The following is an 18776-nucleotide window of genomic DNA, read 5'->3' on the forward strand; positions in this document are numbered from 1 at the left end:
GCATGAAGTTCACCAGACGTGACGTGATCCGCACCACCGCCGGCGCGGCGGCAGGTGCCTTGGGAAGTCGGTTCATCAGCTCTCCGGCCCTTGCCCAGGACGGACCGAAATACAAACCCGAGGATGGCGCCAAGCTTAGGCTGTTGCGCTGGTCGCCCTTCGTCCAGGGCGACGAGGACCAATGGCTGGCCAACACCAAGCGCTTCACCGAAGCGACCGGTGTCGCGGTCCGCGTCGACAAGGAAAGTTGGGAGGACATTCGCCCCAAGGCGGCGGTCGCGGCAAATGTCGGCTCCGGCCCCGACCTGATGTTCGTCTGGTTCGATGACCCGCACCAATATCCCGACAAGCTGCACGACGTGAGCGAACTCGGCGAGTATCTCGGCTCGAAATACGGCGGCTGGCATGATGGACCAAAGCAATATGCAACCCGGGAAGGCAAATTCATCGGCCTGCCACTGGCCACGATCGGAAACGCCATCGTCTATCGGGAAAGCTGGGTGAAAGAGGCCGGCTTTTCGGAGTTTCCCAAGGACACGAAAGGCTTCCTGGAACTTTGCAAGGCCTTGCAGGCGAAGGGACATCCGGCCGGCTTCACGCATGGCCATGGCGTCGGCGACGGCAACAACTATGCTCATTGGCTGCTGTGGAGCCATGGCGGCCAGATGGTCGACGAGAGCGGCAAGGTAACGATCAACAGCCCCGAGACCCTCAAGGCCATCGAATACGCGCAGGAACTCTACAAGACCTTCATTCCAGGCACGGAAAGCTGGCTCGACGTCAACAACAACCGCGCCTTCCTGGCCGGCGAACTGGCTGTCATCGCCAACGGCATCTCGGCCTACAACACCGCCAAAATCAATAAGGACAATGATCCGAAGCTGGCTGAAATCGCCAAGGACATACGCACCACCAACCTGCCCATCGGTCCTGTCGGCAAATCCGTCGAATTGTTCCAGGTGACCACGGCTGTCATCTTCAATTACACGCCCTACCCCAACGCGGCCAAGGCGTATTTGCAGTTCATGTTCGAGGAACCGCAAATGAAGGACTGGATCACCTCCTCGGCCGGATATTGCTGCCAGACCCTGAAGGCATTCGACAACAACCCGGTATGGACTGCCGATCCCAACAACGCCGCTTACGCCAAGGCTTCGGCTACTCTGCGGCCTAACGGCTATGCCGGGCCGCTCGGCTATGCTTCGGCGGCAACCATGGCCGACTACGTGCTGGTCGATATGTTCGCCAAAGCGGTGACCGGCCAGGCGACGCCGCAAGAGGCAATGGAAGAGGCCGAGAAGCGGGCAAATCGCTATTATCGCGTTTGAGCCGGCTCAGCCGGGCAGCGCGGCTGCCCGGCTGGCTTCGGATTGCGTCGCGGCCGATCCGGCCGATCAATGAGACCTCAGCAGGAGCCGACCCATGGCCGTGCCGTCAGCTGCTATCCAGCCGCGATCTTCGATCTTCTCACGGATTCTATCGCGCTGGAGCGAAAGCCGGAACGCACTTGGCTTCGGCTTCATGCTTCCGGCGGCTGCACTGCTGCTTGTCTTCCTGACCTATCCGCTGGGGCTCGGCGTCTGGCTCGGCTTCACCGACGCCCGCATCGGCCGCCCCGGCATCTTCATCGGCATCGAAAACTATGAATATCTGTGGAGCGACGCCGTCTTCTGGCTCTCCGTCTTCAACACCTTGCTCTACACGATCAGCGCTTCGATCCTGAAATTCGCGCTCGGCCTCTGGCTGGCGCTCCTCCTCAACCAGAACCTTCCCTTCAAATCGTTCTTCCGCGCGATTGTCCTGCTGCCGTGGGTGGTGCCGACGGTGCTCTCGGCCATCGCCTTCTGGTGGATCTACGATTCGCAGTTCTCCATCCTCTCCTGGGCGCTGCAGCAGATGGGACTGATCGACCACCGCATCAATTTCCTTGGCGATCCGGAGAACGCACGCGCCTCGGTGATCGCCGCCAATGTCTGGCGCGGCATTCCTTTCGTGGCCATCACGCTGCTGGCCGGCCTGCAGACGATTCCCCAATCGCTTTACGAGGCCGCGACGCTCGACGGCGCCAGCCGTTGGCAGTTGTTCCGCTATGTGACGCTGCCGTTGCTGACGCCGATCATCGCCATCACCATGACCTTTTCGGTCCTGTTCACCTTCACCGATTTCCAGCTGATCTATGTGCTGACTCGCGGCGGGCCGGTGAATGCCACCCATCTGATGGCGACGCTCTCGTTCCAGCGCGGCATTTCCGGCGGCCAGCTTGGCGAGGGAGCCGCGATCGCGGTGGCGATGATCCCGTTCCTGCTTGCGGCGATCCTTTTCAGCTATTTCGGGCTGCAACGTCGTAAATGGCAGCAGGGCGGTGGAGACTGACATGGCCGCGATCGAAACGAACGATCGTCCGAACACGGATGAAGGCGGCATGGGCTATCTTCAGAGCCTGCCCCGGCGCGTGGTGACCGTTTATCTGCCGCTCCTGATCTTCGTCATCGTGTTGCTGTTCCCGTTCTACTGGATGACGATCACGGCGGTGAAACCCAATCTCGAGATGACGGATTATGCCAATTTCAACCCGTTCTGGGTCGTCCATCCGACGCTCGAGCATATTCGGTATCTGCTCTTCGAGACGTCCTATCCGGGTTGGCTTCTCAACACGATCATCATCTCGACCGCCGCAACTTTCCTGTCGCTGCTGGCGGCGGTGTTCGCTGCCTATGCGATCGAGCGCTTGAGGTTTTCCGGGGCGCGGCAGGTCGGCTTGGCGATCTTCCTGGCCTATCTCGTGCCGCCCTCGATTCTGTTCATTCCACTGTCGGTAATGGTGTTCAACCTCGGCCTTTACGATACGCCGTTCGCACTGATCCTCACCTATCCGACGTTCCTCATTCCATTCTGCACGTGGCTCTTGATGGGCTACTTCCGCTCGATACCCTTCGAACTGGAAGAATGCGCGCTGATCGACGGAGCGAGCCGCTGGCAAATCCTGACCAAGATAGTTCTGCCGCTGTCGGTGCCCGGCCTGATCTCCGCCGGCATCTTCGCCTTCACCCTGTCATGGAACGAATTCATCTACGCCTTGACCTTTATCCAGTCGTCCGAAAACAAAACCGTGCCGGTCGGCGTGCTTACCGAACTCGTACGTTCGGACGTCTATGAATGGGGAGCCCTGATGGCAGGCGCGCTGATCGGCTCCCTGCCGGTGGTGGTGCTCTATTCATTCTTTGTCGAGCACTACGTCTCCTCGATGACGGGGGCGGTCAAGGAGTGAGGCTGAGGCGCAAATCCCACCCTCGGCCGGCAGCTTCGATCCGATCCCCGCACTCCGCTCCCTCTCCTTCCCGCAAGCCTGCCACAAGCTTGTTGAGGCATGGTCTGGTCAGGGAAAACCGGTAAAAGGCGGACTTTCTTGGCGATTTCTCCACCCAGCGACATCGTTATGGATGTGGCCCGAGCCGTCGACCCGGCGGATATCGAGACCGCCCGCGCCGCGCTGGCAAAGCGGGCCGGCGGCGCTGCGGGCACGTTTTCACTCGACACAGCCGCTTCCGTCGATGCCGGCTCGATCCTGTCGCGCGCCACCGCCGACAAGGCCGCCGCCGCAACCGACCCGGCCAAGAAATTCAAGAAGTTCGAGGCGATGGTGCTGCAGACCTTCATCCAGAACATGCTGCCCAAGGACACCGAGGGCGTCTACGGCAAGGGCTTGGCCGGCGACATGTGGAAATCGCAGCTTGCCGAGCGGGTGGCGGACGTAATGGCCGAACGCGGCGGCATCGGCATCGCCAAATCGATGCTCGCCGACCACTATCTCGAAGGCAAGCGCGTCGTGCCCGTCGGTCCGGTTTCGGGCGGGCCGGAAAAGACCGAGGTCGACCAGCAAAACAGCCTGTCGACCTCGCTGGTCCATCAATTGCAGCGCAAGGCTGCGGGATCGATGACCGGTGACGAGACGACCATAAAAACAAATATCAAGATCTAAACTGGGAAACGCCATGGCCGACTTTTCGGAATCCACGCCCAACCTGCCAGCACGCACGACCACGTCGGAAGCGCCGATCCCGTTCGCGCGGCCCGGCAATCTCGCCGCCATCATCGGCCGCATCGAGGAAGTGGTCGAGGAAGAGACGGCAGGCATCCAGAACGCCACCAACTATGATCTCAAGGCATCGAACGCCCGCAAGAGCCGCTACCTCTACGAGTTGACCCGCGCCATGAAGGGCGGCAGCGAAGCCGAATTCCTCGAGCAGCACCGCGAGGGCCTGACCCGGCTGCGCCAGAAGCTGGCGAAGAACGAAGCGGCGATCCTGGCGCATCTCAGCGCGGTCAACGAAGTCGCCAGCCTGCTGCGGCACGCCATCCAGCGCGCCGAGACCGACGGCACCTATTCCGCCGGCGAGTTCGGCTGGATAAAGGCGTGATGGCGAACACAGGCGACACGTCGGAGATCCTGCCTCGGCAACGGCGCCGTGCCGCGTTGCCATTGCAAGGGACTGACCAAGGGACTGACAAGGCCCGATGATCAAGGTCATCGCCATCGCCGTCTGGATCTGCGCCGCAACGCTGGGCGCCGTGTTCTATTCTTTCCAGGCGGCCGGCGAGCGCGGTGTCGGCGAAACGCCGAAGCCGATGCTGGGCGGCCTCGACTACGTCAAGACCGACATCATTTCGGTGCCGCTGATCCGCGATTCCGAGATCGGCGGCTATTTCCTGACCAAGCTTGTCTACACGGTCGAACCCGAGCAGATCAAGAAACTGTCCATTCCGGCCGAAGCGCTGATCACCGACCAGGTCTATTCCTACCTCTATTCCAATCCGCAGATCGACTTCACCAACAAGGCGACGATCGATCTCGATGCCTTCCGCGCCGCGATCCGCGATACCGTCAACATGCGTGTCGGGGCGCCTTTGGTGCATGAGGTTCTGATCGACCAGGTCAATTTCCTGTCGAAGGACGAAATCCGCGACAACTGGCTGCGCCGCAAGAAAAGCGAGACGGCGAGCGAAATGACCAAGGCGTTCAAGGAACACTGAGTTGCCGGGCTCGCATTCCCGGCCTCCTCCAGGCTCGCCTGCCGCAACGGCAGGAACCAACCGCCTGAATTCGCGTTGACGTAAACGTCAACCCAAAGCTATATGCGGCAGCGACCGTGATCGCGAAACCGCGGCACGGGCTTCGGCTGGATCGAAGCGCCGTTGCGAGACAGATGCAACCAGACAAGGAGAACAGCGTGAGCGTTCAGGAGATTGCCGAGAAGATCAAGTCGCGCGTGGCCAGCAGCGGGTTCGATCGTTCCGTGAAATTCGACACCGGCAGCGGCGGCGTCATCGTCATCGACGGCGCAACCGTCTCGAACACCGATGCACCCACCGACTGCACCATCAAGCTCTCGCTCGACGATCTCGATTCGCTGATCGCTGGCGACCTGAACCCGACAATGGCGTTCATGACCGGCAAGATAAAGGTCGAAGGTGACATGACCGTTGCCATGGCGCTCAGCCAGCTGATCGGCTGAAGGCATGCAGGCGCCCAAGGTGGCGCCCACCAATCGCGAAAAAACGCCGCCTTTTCGGGCGGCGTTTTTGCATGAAATGCTGGCGGCTTCGTATCTCAGGCCGCCGATGTCAACGCCTGCGCCTTCAGCTTGCGGCCGGCCGCCTTCAGCGTGCCGTGCACGCCGTCAAGCGCGCCTTCCACCAGTTCCAGCGCCAGCAGGCGGTGCCGCTCATAGGGTCCCGGCATGGCAAGTGAACCGGTCTTCTCGGCCGAGAAGCCGAAGCGCGCGTAATAGGGCGCATCGCCGACCAGAAGGATCGCGGCATGGCCAAGACGTGCCGCCTCGGCGATGGCATGGCGCATCAGGGCCGAGCCGATGCCGGCGTTCTTGAGCGACGGATCGACGGCAAGCGGGCCAAGCAGCAGCGCAGCCGCACCGCCCTCGCCCAGCCTGACGTCCCACAGCCGCACGGTGCCGGCGACGCCGCCCGAGCCATCGCGGGCGACGAAGGCCAGGCCTTCCGAGGGCCGCCGGCCACGCCGCAGCTTCTCCGACGACTTTTTCCTGCGCTTCGGCCCCATGGCCCGATCGAGCAACGCCTCGCGCGCCGAAACATCGGCGGCGGTTTCGGCAACCATCACAAAGGCCGGTGCATGGCCCCCAATTTCAACTGGCATTTCCATTTCCGTAATCCCTGGCGAGCGGAGATCTGTTCCACAGGCGAGCCCGGGTGGACGAAAGTCGCCCACCTGGGATGATCTGATCGGCTCTCTCAGCGCATTTTCAGGCGAAGTTGTGTCCGGTTCGCCGTTCGAAAATGCGCTGAGCAAGCGCCGTCAGATCACGTAGGATCGGAGAGGCTCGAAGCCGTTGAAGGCGACCGCCGAGTAGGTGGTCGTGTAGGCGCCGGTGCCTTCGATCAGCACCTCGTCGCCGATGGTCAGCGACAAAGGCAGCGGATAGGGCGTCTTCTCGTACATCACGTCGGCCGAATCGCAGGTCGGGCCGGCGAGCACGCAAGGTGCGGTCTCCGTGCCGTCATGCGCGGTGACGATCGGGTAGCGGATCGCCTCGTCCATCGTCTCGGCCAGGCCGCCGAACTTGCCGATGTCGAGGAACACCCAGCGCACATTGTCGTTGGCCGCCTTCTTCGAGATCAGCACGACTTCCGACTTGATGACGCCGGCATTGCCGACCATGCCACGGCCCGGCTCGATGATGGTCTCGGGAAGCGCATTGCCGAAATGCTTGCGCAGCGCCGAGAAGATCGCCTGGCCATAGGCCTGGGCGGCCGGCACGTCACGCAGATAGCGCGTCGGGAAACCACCGCCCATATTGACCATCTTCAAGACGATGCCTTCCTCGGCCAGCGTCGCGAACACCACCTTGGCGTCGGCCAACGCACGGTCCCAGGCGGTCAGGTCGGTCTGCTGCGAGCCGACATGGAACGACACGCCATAGGCGTCGAGGCCGAGCCCCTTGGCATGGCGCAGCACGTCGACGGCCATCGCCGGCACGCAGCCGAACTTGCGCGACAGCGGCCACTCGGCGCCCTCGCCATCGGTCAGCACGCGGCAGAACACGCGCGCACCGGGCGCGACGCGGGCGATCTTCTCGACCTCTTCGACGCAATCGACGGCGAACAGGCGGATGCCGAGCTGGTAGGCGCGTGCGATGTCACGCTCCTTCTTGATGGTGTTGCCGAAGGAGATGCGGTCCGCCGGCGCACCAGCGTCCATCGCCATCTCGACTTCGGCAACGGAAGCGGTGTCGAAGGACGAGCCCATCGCAGCAAGCAGGCGCAGGATTTCCGGCGCCGGGTTTGCTTTCACCGCATAGTAGATCCTGGAATCGGGCAGCGCCTTCTCGAAGGCACGGAAATTGTCGCGCACGACATCGAGGTCGACGACGAGGCAGGGGCCGGTCGGACGTCGGGTGGCGAGGAAGTCAAGGATGCGCTGGGTGGCCATCGGGGTCTCTCCATCAGCGCCTTTCGGCGCGCAATAAGGCTGCGGGACGCGGGCTGTCGGCCTCGCGAACTCGCGGTGGACAAAGGCGGGACGGAAATCCATGGAACCAGCCGGTGGAGACCCCGGAACCATGAAGCGCCGTCTCGCGGCGGTGAACCTTGGCCTTGCCCGGCCTCGGTTCGCTTTGTCTGCCTTGGCTTGGATGGGAGACCCGTCCGCACTGCCGGCAATGAAGGTGTGCCTCTTCAGTAACCCCGGTTTTTGGACAACCGGCAGAACACCAGAAAGGCCCGCACCGTCGTTGCTTCAAGGTGTCCTCGGGCTGGCGGTTGGCCGCTAGACCGACTGGAGGGGTTGGCTCCAGTTACCTTACCGATTTCCCTCACCATTCGAGGATCGGCGGACACCCACAGGCACGTGCGACTTTGGGCAAGCGCGATATAAGGGCGAAGACTTTCACAATCAATAAAAATCGTATCGCAGGTTGTAAAATTTCTGGCGTCGAACAATGTTGCGGCAACCGTATCCGGATATCGAACGATGACAGGCACGCACGGCCCTCTCAACGCCTTTCTCGATCTTCGCCAGATGCCCGTGGCACATGCCCAGCTCGGCCCGCTGGCCGGCCTGCGGCTGGCCGTCAAGGACATATACGACGTCGCCGGCTACCGCACCGGTTGCGGCAATTTGCAAAAATTCGCCGAAAGCCACGCAGCCTCGCGCACCGCACCCGCCGTGCAGATGATCCTCGATGCCGGCGCACGCTTCGTCGGCAAGACGCAGACCGACGAGCTCGCCTTCGCGCTGTTCGGTCAGAATGCGCATTTCTCGTTTCCGGTGAACCCGGCGGCACCCGACCGCGTCACCGGCGGCTCCTCATCGGGGTCGGCGGCGGCGGTGGCGGGCAGGCTGGCCGATATCGCCACTGGTTCCGACACCGGCGGCTCGATCCGCGCGCCGGCGAGCTTTTGCGGACTGATCGGGCTGCGCACCACGCATGGCCGCATTTCGCTCGACGGCACGATGAAGCTGGCGCCGAGCCTCGACACGTTCGGCTGGTTCGCCGACGACATCGAGACCTACGAGACCGTCGGCAAGCTGCTGCTCGGCCGCGATCCGCACCAGCACGTGTTGGACCGGCCGCTGGCGCTGGATTGGCTGGACGGGCTGGTCGCCCGCCCGGCGCTGGCCGAATATGCCGGAATGAAGGGGCTGGCGGGCGCGGTTTTCGGCGCGCCGGCGACGCCGGCAATCCGCTTCTCCTCATCTCCCGATGAACTTTACTGGTGCTTTCGCCGGCTGCAGGCCAGGGAGGCCTGGGCGGTGCATGGCGAATGGATCACCAGCGGCGAGCGCGGCCTCGGCCCCGGCGTCGAGGAGCGTTTCGGCTTCGGCCGCGCCGTCGACGACAAGACAGCCCAGGCCGAGAAGGTGCGGCGTCTGACCTTTCGCGGCGAACTGAGCGCCCTGCTCGGCAAGGACGGCTTCCTTGTCCTGCCGACGGTGCCTGGTCCGGCGCCTTACGTGGACAGCACGCCGGAGCAGTTCCAGGCCTATCGCGAACGGGCGCTCCAGCTTCTGTGCCTGGCCGGCCTGTCCGGTTTTCCACAGATCACACTGCCCGTCGGCTCGGTCGCCGGCGCCCCGTTCGGCCTGTCGCTGCTTGGCCCTTCCGGCAGCGACATTGCCCTGATACGGCTCGGCCGGAAACTTCTCGACGCGGCACGAAAGGCCTGACCATGGACACACTGACGCGCATGCGTGCCTTCATCGACGTGGTCGAGGCCGAGGGCTTTTCCGCGGCGGCGCGCAAGATCGGCCGCTCCAAGGCCTTGCTGTCGAAATATGTGCGCGAGCTGGAGGACGAACTCGGCGCTTTGCTGCTCAACCGCACCACGCGCCAGTTCTCGATGACCGAGGCCGGCCACACCTATTACCGGCGCGCCTCGGAGATCGTGCGCGAGGTCGACAGCCTGGCCGACGCGGTGCGCGAATCCTCCGGCGACGTGCGCGGCCGGATCAAACTGTCGGCGCCCCGCACCTTCGCCGACGCGCCGATCGGCCAGTCGCTGATCGACTTCGCCAAGCAGCATCCAGACATCGTGCTCGACATCCAGCTCGACGACCGCTTCGTCGATCTGGTCGAGGAAGGCTTCGACCTTGCGGTGCGCATCTCGCGGCTGGAGAACTCGTCGCTGATCGCCAGGCGGCTGGCGCCGTTTTCGATAAAGCTCTGCGCCTCCCCCGAACTGATCGCCAAGCACGGCACGCCGACACGGCCGCAGGATCTCAGCCGCATGCCTTGCATCGTCGACACCAATGGCCGCGGACTGAACAACTGGCCGTTCAAGGGCGACAATGGCGATCCGGTCAGCGTTTCGGTGTCGGGTCCGATCGAGGTCAACAGCCCGATGACGGCGAGAGCCGCTGCCGTGTCCGGGCTGGGATTCACCGTCCTGCCGGATTTCATTGCCGCGCCCGATCTCGCGAGCGGCCGGCTGGTGTCGGTGATGGATGACCGTATCCTGTCGGGCGGCGGCATCTTCGCCGTCTACCCGCACCGCCGCTATCTGCCGGCCAAGGTCCGCGTTTTCGTCGACTTCCTGGTGCAGTGGTTCAGGACGCGTGAAGTTGCCTGACCCACTTCAGCCGAGCAGCGGTCCCAATTTCGCCCCCTTTCTGGTAACTCTCGGCAACTCTTCCGAGGCCTAGGGAATCGCGACCGAGAATGCACCTGAAACGGCACGCAATCATGCTGGCTTCGGCCTTGGCGGCTAGCTTTGCCGCCACTGGACCCGCTTACGTGCATCCACACGTCTTCGCCGAGGCTCGCCTCGATGTGATCCTCTCCCCGGATCACCAAAGCGTGAAGGCTCTGCGTCATCTCTGGCGCTTCGACGATCTGTTTTCCTCGACGGTGATGATGGAATTCGACAAGAACTCCGACCTGAAGCTCGACGACAAGGAGCTGAAGGAAGTCGCCGACACCGTTCATGCCTCGTTGGCGGAGTTCAATTACTTCCAGCTCGTCACCGTCGACGGCAAGGACGTGGCGATGACGCCGCCGCCGCATCTGATGGCCAATTTCGACAACGACCAGCTGATCATCCTGTTCGAGTCCGAACCGAAGGTGCCGATCAAGCTCAACGGCAAGATCGATATCGGCGTCTACGATCCGACATTCTACACGGCGATCGACTTCACCGAGGACTCCAACATCACGGTCGAAGGCCTGCCCTCGAACTGCACCAGCAAGGTGGTCCGTCCCGACCCCGACGAGGCCATCAAGGAAAACCAGAAGACCCTCACCGATGCCTTCTTCAACGATCCGACCGGCACCGATATGAGCAAGATCTTCGCCACCAAGCTCGAACTGACCTGTCAGCCAGAAGGATGAAGCCGGTGACGAAACCGTCCCTGCGTTTGGCATTCGGCCTGTTGGCCCTCACAGTCGCCATGATGCATTTCGCCGACGCCGCTCATGCCCAGAGTTCGCTCGGCATCGGCGTCAATGACGGCATGGCGCCCACCACCGGCCCGTTCGCCCATATCCTGATGTGGATCAATCTCAGGCAGCAGGAATTCTACCGCGCGCTGGCAACGGCGATGAAGGCGATGCGCCAGGACGGCAGCAAGATCTGGATACTCGTCGGCCTGTCCTTCGCCTACGGTATTTTCCATGCCGCCGGCCCCGGTCACGGCAAGGCGGTGATCTCGTCCTACATGGTGGCCAATGAAGTGGCGTTGCGGCGCGGCATCCTCTTGTCCTTCGTCTCGGCGCTGCTGCAGGGCCTGACCGCGGTCGCGGTGATGGGGGTCGCCTATTTCGTCCTGCGCGGCACCTCCGTCTCGATGACGGACGCAGCCTGGTTCATGGAGATCATGAGCTTTGTCTTCGTCACCCTGTTCGGCGCCTGGCTGCTGTGGCGCAAACTCGGTCCTTCCGTCCTGCGTCTGTTCGGCAAGGGCCCGGCCTACAGCCTGTCGGCGGCTCATGCCGGCCATTCTCACGCCGGTCATTCTCACGGGGGTCATTCGCACGGCGCGCATTCGCATGCCGGCCATTCCCATGCAGCTCACAGCCATTCGGCGCATGCCCATTCGCACGCGCTACACGCGCATGACCATGTGCACGGCCCTTCGCACGATCATCACGATCATGCCGAACACGATCATGCTCATCACGATCACGCGGCCGGCGAAGTCTGCGACACCTGCGGCCATTCGCACGCACCCGATCCGGCGCTGCTGTCAGGCGACCGCTTCGACTGGCGCACGGCCTGGACAGCGGTGGCGGCGGTCGGCATCCGCCCCTGCTCCGGCGCGCTGATCGTGCTCAGCTTCGCCCTGCTCAACGGCCTCTGGCTCGGCGGCCTGCTGTCGGTGCTGGCAATGTCGCTGGGCACCGCCATCACCGTTTCGGCACTGGCGACGCTGGCGGTGACCGCCAAGAACTGGGCGGTCTATTTCGCCGGCGACGGCCGCATGGGCAACGGCATCCACTCGATCGTCGAGATCGGCGGCGCCGCCTTCGTGTTCCTGTTCGGACTGCTGCTGCTGTCGGCAAGCCTGGCGAGCGGCGGATGATGCCCGGCGCCAAGAGGCTCGGAGTTTAACCCGCGATCTTGCCGCCCAGCTCATCCTCGATGTGAGCGCGGATGATCTCGTCAAAACTCTTTTCGGCGCTGAAGCCGAGCTCCCGTGACCGCTTTGCCTCGAAGCGCGTCGGCCAGCCCTTGACGATCGCCCAGATCGTGTCATCCGGAACCTCGCGGATCAGGCTTACCGCCTTCGGCCCGGCGATGCGTTCCAGCGCCTCGATCTGCTCGCCGACGGTGACGGCGACGCCGGGCATCGTCAGATTGCGGCGTGGCCCGACAGCGCTGCCGTCGATCCCCGCCGCATGGATCAGGAAGTTCACCGCCGAGCGCGGGCTGGCATGCGTGTGCACGACCGAGCGCGGCACCGGCAGGATCGCCTCATGGCCGCTCAACGGCTCGCGGATGATGCCCGAGAAGAAGCCGGACGCCGCCTTGTTCGGCTTGCCCGGCCGCACGCAGATTGTCGGCAGCCGGATGCCGATACCGTCGAAGAACCCGCGCCTGGAATAGTCCGCCAGCAGCGCTTCGCTCATCTGCTTCTGGGTACCATAAGAGGTCAGCGGCGTCGGATGGAAGTCATCGGGAATGACGTCCGGGAACGGCGCGCCGAACACCGCGATCGACGAGGTGAAGACGACGCGCGGCGCAAAGCCCGCCACCCGGATGGCATCGAACAGGGCGCGCGTGCCATCGAGATTGACGCGGTAGCCGAGTTCGAAATTCGCCTCCGCCTCGCCCGATACTATGCCGGCGAGATGAAAGACGACGTCGGGGCGCGATGCGACCAGGCGCTCGGTGGCACCCGCTTCGGCGAGATCGCCGGTGTGCAGCGTGACGCTGACGCCATCCAGGCTCGGCGCCTGTGGCGGCACGATATCGTGGAGATCGAGCGCGGTGATCTTGCCCCCGCGCAGCGTCCCGTCCTTGGCCAGCCGGGCGATGAGCTTGCGGCCGACCATACCCGCGGCGCCAGTGATCAGAATGCGCATGTCGATATCCCTTGCCTATTTACCCTGGTTTTTGCGCTGGTTGCGGGCGCGCAGCCAGAACACCGAGAAGAACGCCAGCACGAAGACGATGCCAAAGGCGCCGGCCAGCACGGTGGAAAGGCTGCCGAGTGCCAGCATTACCGTCGGCAGATAGTAGGCGCCTATACCGAACAGCAGCATGATCCACGCGGCGGCGATGACCGCGTTCCTGGTGTCGCGGTCCATCATGCCGCGTCCGGAGGATGGGCGTTCGTCAAGCTGGTCTTCAAGGTTTTGCAACTCCTGAGGCAGGACGATCGACATCGATCGATCCGGTCCTAGTGATGGTGGTCGTGGTATGCAGCCGCTTCATGCTCGTGCCCGTGGTCGTGCTCGTCGCCATCGTCGGCGCACTGGCCGAATTCCGGTTCCACGGTGGCATGGCTGATGCCGTGCTCGCTGGCAAGCCGCTTCTTGACGGCACTCACCGCCTGATGCGCATCGACGCCCTCGTCGAGACAGGCATGCAGCGTCGCCATGTTGCTGGTCCCGTCGAGCGACCAGACATGCATGTGGTGCACTTCGCGCACGCCCTGGATGGTCGCCTCGATATCGCTGGCGATCAGATCTCGGTCGAGGCTTGGCGGCACGCCCTCGAGCAGGACATGGGCGGCCTCCCGCATCAGCGACCATGCCGTGTAGAGGATCAGCAGTGAAACCAGGACCGACAGGATCGGGTCGATCGGCGTCCAGCCGGTCGCCAGGATGACCAGCGCCGCCGCGATGGCCGCCGCCGAGCCGAGCAGGTCGCCAAGCACATGCAGGATGGCGCCGCGCATGTTCAGGCTCTCGCGGTCGCCGCCATGCAGCACGAAGAACGAGCCGAGGTTCACCAGCAGGCCGAGGATCGCCACCACCAGCATCGGCCCGCCAAGCACCGGCGCCGGCGCCTGCAGGCGTCCCCAGGCCTCATAGACGATCCACAGCGCGATGACGAAGATGGCGATGCCGTTGGTATAGGCCACCAGCGTCTTGACCCGGCCGAAGCCATAGGTGAGGCGAACGGTCGCCGGCCGGCCGCCAAGATGAAACGCATACCAGGCAAGGCCGAGCGCGATCGAATCGGCGAGCATGTGGCCGGCATCGGCCAGCAGCGCCAGCGAGCCCGTGAGGATGCCGCCAAGCGCCTCGGCGACCATGAAGCCGCCGGTCAGGCAGGCTGCGATCAGAACGCGTTTCTTGTCGGTCGAGCCATGCACATGACCAGGGCCGTGACCGTGCCCGGTGTGATCGTGGGTATGTGCCAATAGTGAACTCCTAAGCGCCGAATTCCGCGCGAAAATCCTCGAGCCGTCGCTTCTGCCGGCCGTCGCCATCGAAATTGGCCGGATCGAGCCACGCCTCATAGGCACTGCGCAGCGCCGGCCATTCCTTGTCGATGATCGAATACCACGCAGTGTCGCGGTTTTCACCCTTGACGATGAGATGCTGGCGGAAAATGCCTTCGAACTTGAAGCCGAACCGCTCGGCGGCCCGCTTCGATGGCTCGTTGCGGTTGTTGCACTTCCATTCGTAGCGGCGATAGCCGAGCCCGTCGAAGATGTATTTCATGAACAGGAACTGCGCTTCGGTTGCTCCCGGCTTGCGCGAGATGAGCGGTCCCCAATAGATGTTGCCGATCTCGATGACGCCGTAGGCCGGATCGATGCGCATCAGCGTCTGGCGTCCGGCGACCTTGCCGCTGGCCTTGTCGATGACGGTGAAGAACAGCGGATCCTCGCTGGCCTCGACCTTGTCCAGCCATGGCTGGAAGGCGGCGCGGGTCTCCGGCGGATAGTCGGGCAACCAGGCGAAGCGGTCGTCGATATCGGACACGGAGGACGCTTCATAGAGGCCGTCGCCGTGTTTTGCAGCGCTTAGCGGTTCAAGCCGGACGTATCGACCGTCGATGGTCTTGCGTTCGGGCCGCGGACGCGGTTGCCAACCCTTCAGATTTTCCGACACCGAATGCTCCAATCCGTTTGACTTTTGCGGGCTGAGGCTCACAAAAACGCGACCCAACAGCAAGAACCACACGGACGGGAAAAATGCTCCACACGATTTCGGCCTTCGACCGCCTTGGCGAGGAAAACGCCTTCGCCGTGCTTGCGAGGGCCACAGCACTTGCCCAACAAGGCCGCGACATCGTCAATCTCGGCATCGGCCAGCCCGACTTCAAGACGCCGCAGCACATCGTCGAGGCGGCGATCAAGGCGCTGCGTGACGGCCATCACGGCTACACGCCGGCCAATGGCCTGCTGGCGACGCGCGAGGCGGTGGTGCGCCGCACGCTGACCACCACCGGTGTCGAGATATCGCCCGAAACGGTGATGATCCTGCCCGGCGGCAAGCCGACCATGTTCGCCGCGATCCTGATGTTCGGCGAGCCCGGCGCCGAGATCCTCTACCCGGACCCCGGCTTTCCCATCTACCGCTCGATGATCGAGTTCACGGGTGCGGCACCCATTCCCGTGCCGATGCGCGAAGAAAACGGCTTTGCCTTCTCGGCCGAGGAGACGCTGGCGCTGATCACCTCGAAGACCAGGCTGCTGATCCTCAACTCGCCCGCCAATCCGACCGGCGGCGTCACGCCTCGCGCCGAGATCGAGAAACTGGTCAAGGGGCTGGAGGCGCATCCGCAGGTCGCCATCCTCTCCGACGAAATCTACGACGTCATGACCTATGATGGCGAGACGCATTGCTCGCTGCTCGGCTTTCCCGAAATCCGCGACCGGCTGATCGTGCTCAACGGCTGGTCGAAGACCTGGGCGATGACCGGCTGGCGCATGGGCTGGTCGATCTGGCCGAATGGCGACAAGGGCGCCCATCTCTACGACAAGGTGCGCAAGCTGGCGGTCAATTGCTGGTCCTGCGTCAACGCGCCGAGCCAGTTTGCCGGCATCGCCGCCATCGACGGCCCGCAGGATGACGTCGACGAGATGATGCGCGCCTTCGACCGCCGCCGGAAGATCGTCGTCGAGGGACTGAACGCCCTGCCCAACATATCCTGCATCACGCCCAAGGGCGCGTTCTACGCCTTCCCCAACGTCTCGAAGACCGGCTGGAAGGCCAAGAAGCTCGCCTCGGCACTGCTCGACGAGGCCGGCGTGGCGCTGATCGGCGGCCCCGATTTCGGCATTCTCGGCGAAGGCTATATCAGGCTCTCCTATGCCAATTCCGAGGAGAACATCCTGCGCGCGCTGGAGCGGATCGGAGCGTTTCTGGCGAAGTGAGGTTTGAAAGCGGGCCGGTGGCCTCTTTCCGGGTGGTTGCGGCTGGCGACAATGATGGTGTCATGATTGTCCGGACACGCACGGCCAAGGCTGGGCGGGCGTGTCGGGAACCGCTACGCTCCCTGGATCAGGATCGAAGCAGGTGACATAAAATGTTCTACGCAATCCTTGCCTATCACGTGGAAGATGCGATCAAGGCGCTGACGCCGCAGGAAGATGCAGCACTTATGGCCGACCTGCTGAAGATCAACACCCGGCTTCATGAGGAAGGCACGCTGGGGCCGTCCGCGCGTCTGGGCGCAACACAGGATGCCATCACCCTGCGCGGCCCGGGCGACGGTGTGATCATCGACGGTCCTTTCGCCGAAACCAAGGAACAGTTGCTCGGGCTCTATGTCGTCGACTGCGCCACGCGAGACGAGGCCATCGCGATCGCCCGCGACCTTCGCCGCGTCAATCCCACCGCCGTTTACGAGATCAGGCCCATTCTGCTGTTCAAGCCCGGCGTGCCGCTGGCCGGGAAATAAAACCATCCGGCTGGGTCCCCGCTGCTTCGCAGCGTCCCAGCGTTCGCCGGCCTTTCATCGTGCCACTGGCACGATGAATTCGCTTACGCGAACCGGGCTGCTCACCCACGCCCGACAAACGGCATCTTGGTTGCCATCACGGTCATGAACAGCACGTTGGCGTCGAGCGGCAGGCTGGCCATGTGGACGACGGCGTCGGCGACGCGCTGAACATCCATCACCGCTTCGGCTGCGATCGAGCCATTGGCCTGCGGCACACCGACCGTCATCGGCTGCGCCATGTCGGTCAGCGCATTGCCGATGTCGATCTGGCCGCAGGCGATGTCATAGGGCCGACCGTCGAGCGCCAGCGTCTTGGTCAGTCCGGTGATGGCATGCTTGGTCGCCGTGTAGGGCACCGAGCCTGGGCGCGGCGCATAGGCCGACACCGAACCGTTGTTGATGATGCGGCCACCCATCGGCTTCTGCTTGCGCATGGCGCCAAAGGCGGCACGGGCGCACAGGAACGAACCGGTGAGGTTGACGCCGACGATATCGTTCCACACTTCGACCGGTATCTCGTCGATCGGCGTCGATTTGTAGCCCATGCCGGCATTGTTGAAGAGCAGGTCGACACGGCCGAAGGCCGCCGCCACGGTCTCGAACAGATCGTCGACCTCGCCTGCCTTGCTGATATCGCAGGCAACCGCCAGGGCCTTGGCGCCGGTGGACCCGGCCTCAGCCACGGCTGCATCCAGCACGGATTTGCGGCGTCCGCAGAACACCGTGTTCCAGCCGGCCTTGAGCAGCGCCGTGGCGACGCTCTTGCCGATGCCCGTGCCGGCCCCGGTGACGATGGCGGTTCTTTGCTCGGTCATGGCTATTGTCCTCCGGCAGCGCTGCGCTTGCTCGACTGATTTTGGGGGGTTGGCTCGAAAAGGAAGGCATCGCAAATGACGGCGGCGATGGCAAGCGTGTCCATCCGGCCGGACCGACAAAAAGGGCGGCCATTGGCGACCGCCCCTGATCTGAACCGGGCTTGGGAGGAGGAAAAACCGATCCGACTGTGTTGAATGATGCGCTTGCTGGGTTAATGAGCGGTTAACCCGGAAAGAGCCCCCCTGTGCCGTTTTGGCCTACCAGCGCGGATTGGGTGACGTCCCGGCCTTGGCCGGCACCTTGGCCGCCGAAACTGTCGCCTCGACATGGTCGACCAGCGCGTCCGGCAGGCCGAGCCGACCGGCGAGCAGATCGAGATAACCGCGCTCGGCGCGTGTGTCGGGATCGATGGTCAGGCGCGACGCCGTGTAGAGTTCGAGCTTCTGCGCATCGGTCTTGGCGCCGGCCACCAGCGTGTCGAGGTCGAGCGGGCTTGCCAACTCCGCCATCAGGAACTTTTCGGCGTCGGAGCCTATGCCGGCCAGGCTGAGCTTGCCGGCGATCTTCTGGCGCTCTTCATCGTCGATATGGCCATCGGCCTTCGCCGCCGAGATCATCGCCCGCACCAGGGTCAGTGTGAATTCGTCCTCGCCTTGCGGCGCCTGCGACGGGTGGAAGGGGGTATCCTTGGGCGGCGGCAGCAATTCCGGTTCCCTGGCCGCCGGTGCTTCCGCGGGCGCGTTGCCGGCCTTGTAATTCTGGTAGGCCTTGTAGGCGAGGCCGCCGATTGCGGCCAATCCGCCAAGCTTCACCGCGGCGCCCGTCACGTTGCGGCCAGTACCGGTTCCGAGCAGCACCGCGGCCAGCGCACCGGCGGCCAGCGGATTGTCCTTGGCCATCTGCACGGCCTGCCCCGCCTTGTCGCGAACGGTGCCGCTGGTGCCGGGGATTTGCGAGCCGAGCAGATCGTCGAGAAGCTTCTTGGGATCGAACATTCAGTGCCTCCAGGATTTGCCCGGCCAACGGGCGGGTTTCGAACGTCGAAGACGTAGGTCCCGAAACTTGACATTGCAATGACAGGCAGC

The 18776-nt window shown here is 63.6% G+C and carries 21 protein-coding genes; 13 read left to right on the plus strand and 8 right to left on the minus strand.

Going from position 1 to position 18776, the window contains the following annotated elements; genetic code table 11:
- Positions 1–2 precede the first annotated feature (2 nt).
- The 7 genes from P3C39_RS24380 (at position 3) to P3C39_RS24410 (ending at position 5513) form a co-directional block, all read left to right on the plus strand.
- Complete coding sequence (locus P3C39_RS24380; protein ID WP_013529762.1) at positions 3–1328, plus strand: ABC transporter substrate-binding protein; 1326 nt, start codon at positions 3–5, stop codon at positions 1326–1328.
- Between the two features lie 94 nt (positions 1329–1422).
- A complete protein-coding gene (locus P3C39_RS24385) occupies positions 1423–2373 on the plus strand; it encodes a sugar ABC transporter permease (RefSeq protein WP_013529761.1) in 951 nt (316 codons plus the stop codon).
- Position 2374: 1 nt separating this feature from the next.
- Complete coding sequence (locus P3C39_RS24390) at positions 2375–3268, plus strand: carbohydrate ABC transporter permease (RefSeq protein WP_275954458.1); 894 nt, start codon at positions 2375–2377, stop codon at positions 3266–3268.
- 138 nt (positions 3269–3406) lie between these two features.
- Positions 3407–3979, plus strand: a complete 573-nt coding sequence (locus tag P3C39_RS24395; protein ID WP_024502710.1) for a rod-binding protein — start codon at positions 3407–3409, stop codon at positions 3977–3979.
- Between the two features lie 13 nt (positions 3980–3992).
- On the plus strand, positions 3993–4418 hold the full coding sequence (locus tag P3C39_RS24400) for a hypothetical protein (RefSeq protein WP_275954459.1): 426 nt from the start codon (positions 3993–3995) through the stop codon (positions 4416–4418).
- 97 nt (positions 4419–4515) lie between these two features.
- Positions 4516–5031 (plus strand): hypothetical protein, encoded by a 516-nt coding sequence (locus tag P3C39_RS24405; protein ID WP_224621540.1) that lies wholly within the window; start codon positions 4516–4518, stop codon positions 5029–5031.
- Positions 5032–5204: 173 nt separating this feature from the next.
- Positions 5205–5513, plus strand: coding sequence for an SCP2 sterol-binding domain-containing protein (locus tag P3C39_RS24410; protein ID WP_275954460.1), 309 nt, complete (start codon positions 5205–5207; stop codon positions 5511–5513).
- Positions 5514–5608: 95 nt separating this feature from the next.
- Here P3C39_RS24410 and P3C39_RS24415 read toward each other — a convergent pair whose 3' ends face one another.
- Together P3C39_RS24415 and odc2 are read right to left on the minus strand one after the other, a co-directional pair.
- Positions 5609–6178, minus strand: a complete 570-nt coding sequence (locus P3C39_RS24415; RefSeq protein WP_275954461.1) for an N-acetyltransferase — start codon at positions 6176–6178, stop codon at positions 5609–5611.
- 153 nt (positions 6179–6331) lie between these two features.
- Complete coding sequence (odc2, locus tag P3C39_RS24420; RefSeq protein ID WP_027161415.1) at positions 6332–7465, minus strand: ornithine/lysine decarboxylase; 1134 nt, start codon at positions 7463–7465, stop codon at positions 6332–6334.
- A 540-nt stretch (positions 7466–8005) separates the two neighbouring features.
- Between odc2 and P3C39_RS24425 the strand changes: the two genes are divergently transcribed.
- From P3C39_RS24425 to P3C39_RS24440, 4 genes are all read left to right on the plus strand, one after another.
- Positions 8006–9202, plus strand: a complete 1197-nt coding sequence (locus tag P3C39_RS24425) for an amidase (protein ID WP_027161414.1) — start codon at positions 8006–8008, stop codon at positions 9200–9202.
- A 2-nt stretch (positions 9203–9204) separates the two neighbouring features.
- Positions 9205–10104 (plus strand): LysR family transcriptional regulator, encoded by a 900-nt coding sequence (locus tag P3C39_RS24430; protein ID WP_063168937.1) that lies wholly within the window; start codon positions 9205–9207, stop codon positions 10102–10104.
- Between the two features lie 89 nt (positions 10105–10193).
- Complete coding sequence (locus P3C39_RS24435; protein ID WP_027161413.1) at positions 10194–10862, plus strand: DUF1007 family protein; 669 nt, start codon at positions 10194–10196, stop codon at positions 10860–10862.
- Positions 10859–12052 carry a nickel/cobalt transporter gene (locus tag P3C39_RS24440; protein WP_275954462.1) on the plus strand — a complete coding sequence of 398 codons (1194 nt, stop codon included), beginning with the start codon at positions 10859–10861 and terminating at the stop codon, positions 12050–12052. Before P3C39_RS24435 ends, P3C39_RS24440 begins: the two co-directional genes overlap by 4 nt.
- Positions 12053–12077: 25 nt before the next feature.
- Here P3C39_RS24440 and denD read toward each other — a convergent pair whose 3' ends face one another.
- The 4 genes from denD to P3C39_RS24460 all read right to left on the minus strand — a co-directional run bounded on the left by denD (position 12078) and on the right by P3C39_RS24460 (position 15038).
- A complete protein-coding gene (gene denD / locus P3C39_RS24445) occupies positions 12078–13055 on the minus strand; it encodes a D-erythronate dehydrogenase (RefSeq protein WP_024502716.1) in 978 nt (325 codons plus the stop codon).
- Between the two features lie 15 nt (positions 13056–13070).
- Positions 13071–13283, minus strand: a complete 213-nt coding sequence (locus P3C39_RS24450; RefSeq protein ID WP_013529748.1) for a hypothetical protein — start codon at positions 13281–13283, stop codon at positions 13071–13073.
- Positions 13284–13372: 89 nt separating this feature from the next.
- Positions 13373–14341 (minus strand): cation diffusion facilitator family transporter, encoded by a 969-nt coding sequence (locus P3C39_RS24455; RefSeq protein ID WP_024502717.1) that lies wholly within the window; start codon positions 14339–14341, stop codon positions 13373–13375.
- Between the two features lie 10 nt (positions 14342–14351).
- Complete coding sequence (locus tag P3C39_RS24460) at positions 14352–15038, minus strand: GNAT family protein (RefSeq protein ID WP_063173791.1); 687 nt, start codon at positions 15036–15038, stop codon at positions 14352–14354.
- Positions 15039–15121: 83 nt separating this feature from the next.
- Here P3C39_RS24460 and P3C39_RS24465 point away from each other — a divergent pair, with 83 nt between their 5' ends.
- Positions 15122–16306, plus strand: coding sequence for a pyridoxal phosphate-dependent aminotransferase (locus P3C39_RS24465; RefSeq protein WP_024502719.1), 1185 nt, complete (start codon positions 15122–15124; stop codon positions 16304–16306).
- A 152-nt stretch (positions 16307–16458) separates the two neighbouring features.
- Complete coding sequence (locus P3C39_RS24470; protein WP_013529744.1) at positions 16459–16833, plus strand: YciI family protein; 375 nt, start codon at positions 16459–16461, stop codon at positions 16831–16833.
- Between the two features lie 101 nt (positions 16834–16934).
- Here P3C39_RS24470 and P3C39_RS24475 read toward each other — a convergent pair whose 3' ends face one another.
- Together P3C39_RS24475 and P3C39_RS24480 are read right to left on the minus strand one after the other, a co-directional pair.
- Positions 16935–17690 carry an SDR family oxidoreductase gene (locus P3C39_RS24475; protein WP_013529743.1) on the minus strand — a complete coding sequence of 252 codons (756 nt, stop codon included), beginning with the start codon at positions 17688–17690 and terminating at the stop codon, positions 16935–16937.
- Between the two features lie 258 nt (positions 17691–17948).
- Entirely contained in the window at positions 17949–18686 is a 738-nt protein-coding gene (locus P3C39_RS24480) for a tellurite resistance TerB family protein (RefSeq protein ID WP_275954463.1), read from the minus strand.
- Positions 18687–18776: the final 90 nt, after the last annotated feature.

This window comes from Mesorhizobium sp. XAP4, from assembly GCF_029269325.1.
GTDB classification, from domain to species: Bacteria; Pseudomonadota; Alphaproteobacteria; order Rhizobiales; family Rhizobiaceae; genus Mesorhizobium; species Mesorhizobium ciceri.

Coding starts and splice junctions, on each gene's coding strand:
- P3C39_RS24380 (WP_013529762.1), top strand. CDS start 3: ATGAAGTTCACCAGACGTGACGTGATCCGCACCACCGCCGGCGCGGCG.
- P3C39_RS24385 (WP_013529761.1), top strand. CDS start 1,423: ATGGCCGTGCCGTCAGCTGCTATCCAGCCGCGATCTTCGATCTTCTCA.
- P3C39_RS24390 (WP_275954458.1), top strand. CDS start 2,375: ATGGCCGCGATCGAAACGAACGATCGTCCGAACACGGATGAAGGCGGC.
- P3C39_RS24400 (WP_275954459.1), top strand. CDS start 3,993: ATGGCCGACTTTTCGGAATCCACGCCCAACCTGCCAGCACGCACGACC.
- P3C39_RS24405 (WP_224621540.1), top strand. CDS start 4,516: ATGATCAAGGTCATCGCCATCGCCGTCTGGATCTGCGCCGCAACGCTG.
- P3C39_RS24410 (WP_275954460.1), top strand. CDS start 5,205: ATGCAACCAGACAAGGAGAACAGCGTGAGCGTTCAGGAGATTGCCGAG.
- P3C39_RS24415 (WP_275954461.1), bottom strand. CDS start 6,178: ATGGAAATGCCAGTTGAAATTGGGGGCCATGCACCGGCCTTTGTGATG.
- odc2 (WP_027161415.1), bottom strand. CDS start 7,465: ATGGCCACCCAGCGCATCCTTGACTTCCTCGCCACCCGACGTCCGACC.
- P3C39_RS24425 (WP_027161414.1), top strand. CDS start 8,006: ATGACAGGCACGCACGGCCCTCTCAACGCCTTTCTCGATCTTCGCCAG.
- P3C39_RS24430 (WP_063168937.1), top strand. CDS start 9,205: ATGGACACACTGACGCGCATGCGTGCCTTCATCGACGTGGTCGAGGCC.
- P3C39_RS24435 (WP_027161413.1), top strand. CDS start 10,194: ATGCACCTGAAACGGCACGCAATCATGCTGGCTTCGGCCTTGGCGGCT.
- P3C39_RS24440 (WP_275954462.1), top strand. CDS start 10,859: ATGAAGCCGGTGACGAAACCGTCCCTGCGTTTGGCATTCGGCCTGTTG.
- denD (WP_024502716.1), bottom strand. CDS start 13,055: ATGCGCATTCTGATCACTGGCGCCGCGGGTATGGTCGGCCGCAAGCTC.
- P3C39_RS24450 (WP_013529748.1), bottom strand. CDS start 13,283: ATGATGGACCGCGACACCAGGAACGCGGTCATCGCCGCCGCGTGGATC.
- P3C39_RS24465 (WP_024502719.1), top strand. CDS start 15,122: ATGCTCCACACGATTTCGGCCTTCGACCGCCTTGGCGAGGAAAACGCC.
- P3C39_RS24470 (WP_013529744.1), top strand. CDS start 16,459: ATGTTCTACGCAATCCTTGCCTATCACGTGGAAGATGCGATCAAGGCG.
- P3C39_RS24475 (WP_013529743.1), bottom strand. CDS start 17,690: ATGACCGAGCAAAGAACCGCCATCGTCACCGGGGCCGGCACGGGCATC.
- P3C39_RS24480 (WP_275954463.1), bottom strand. CDS start 18,686: ATGTTCGATCCCAAGAAGCTTCTCGACGATCTGCTCGGCTCGCAAATC.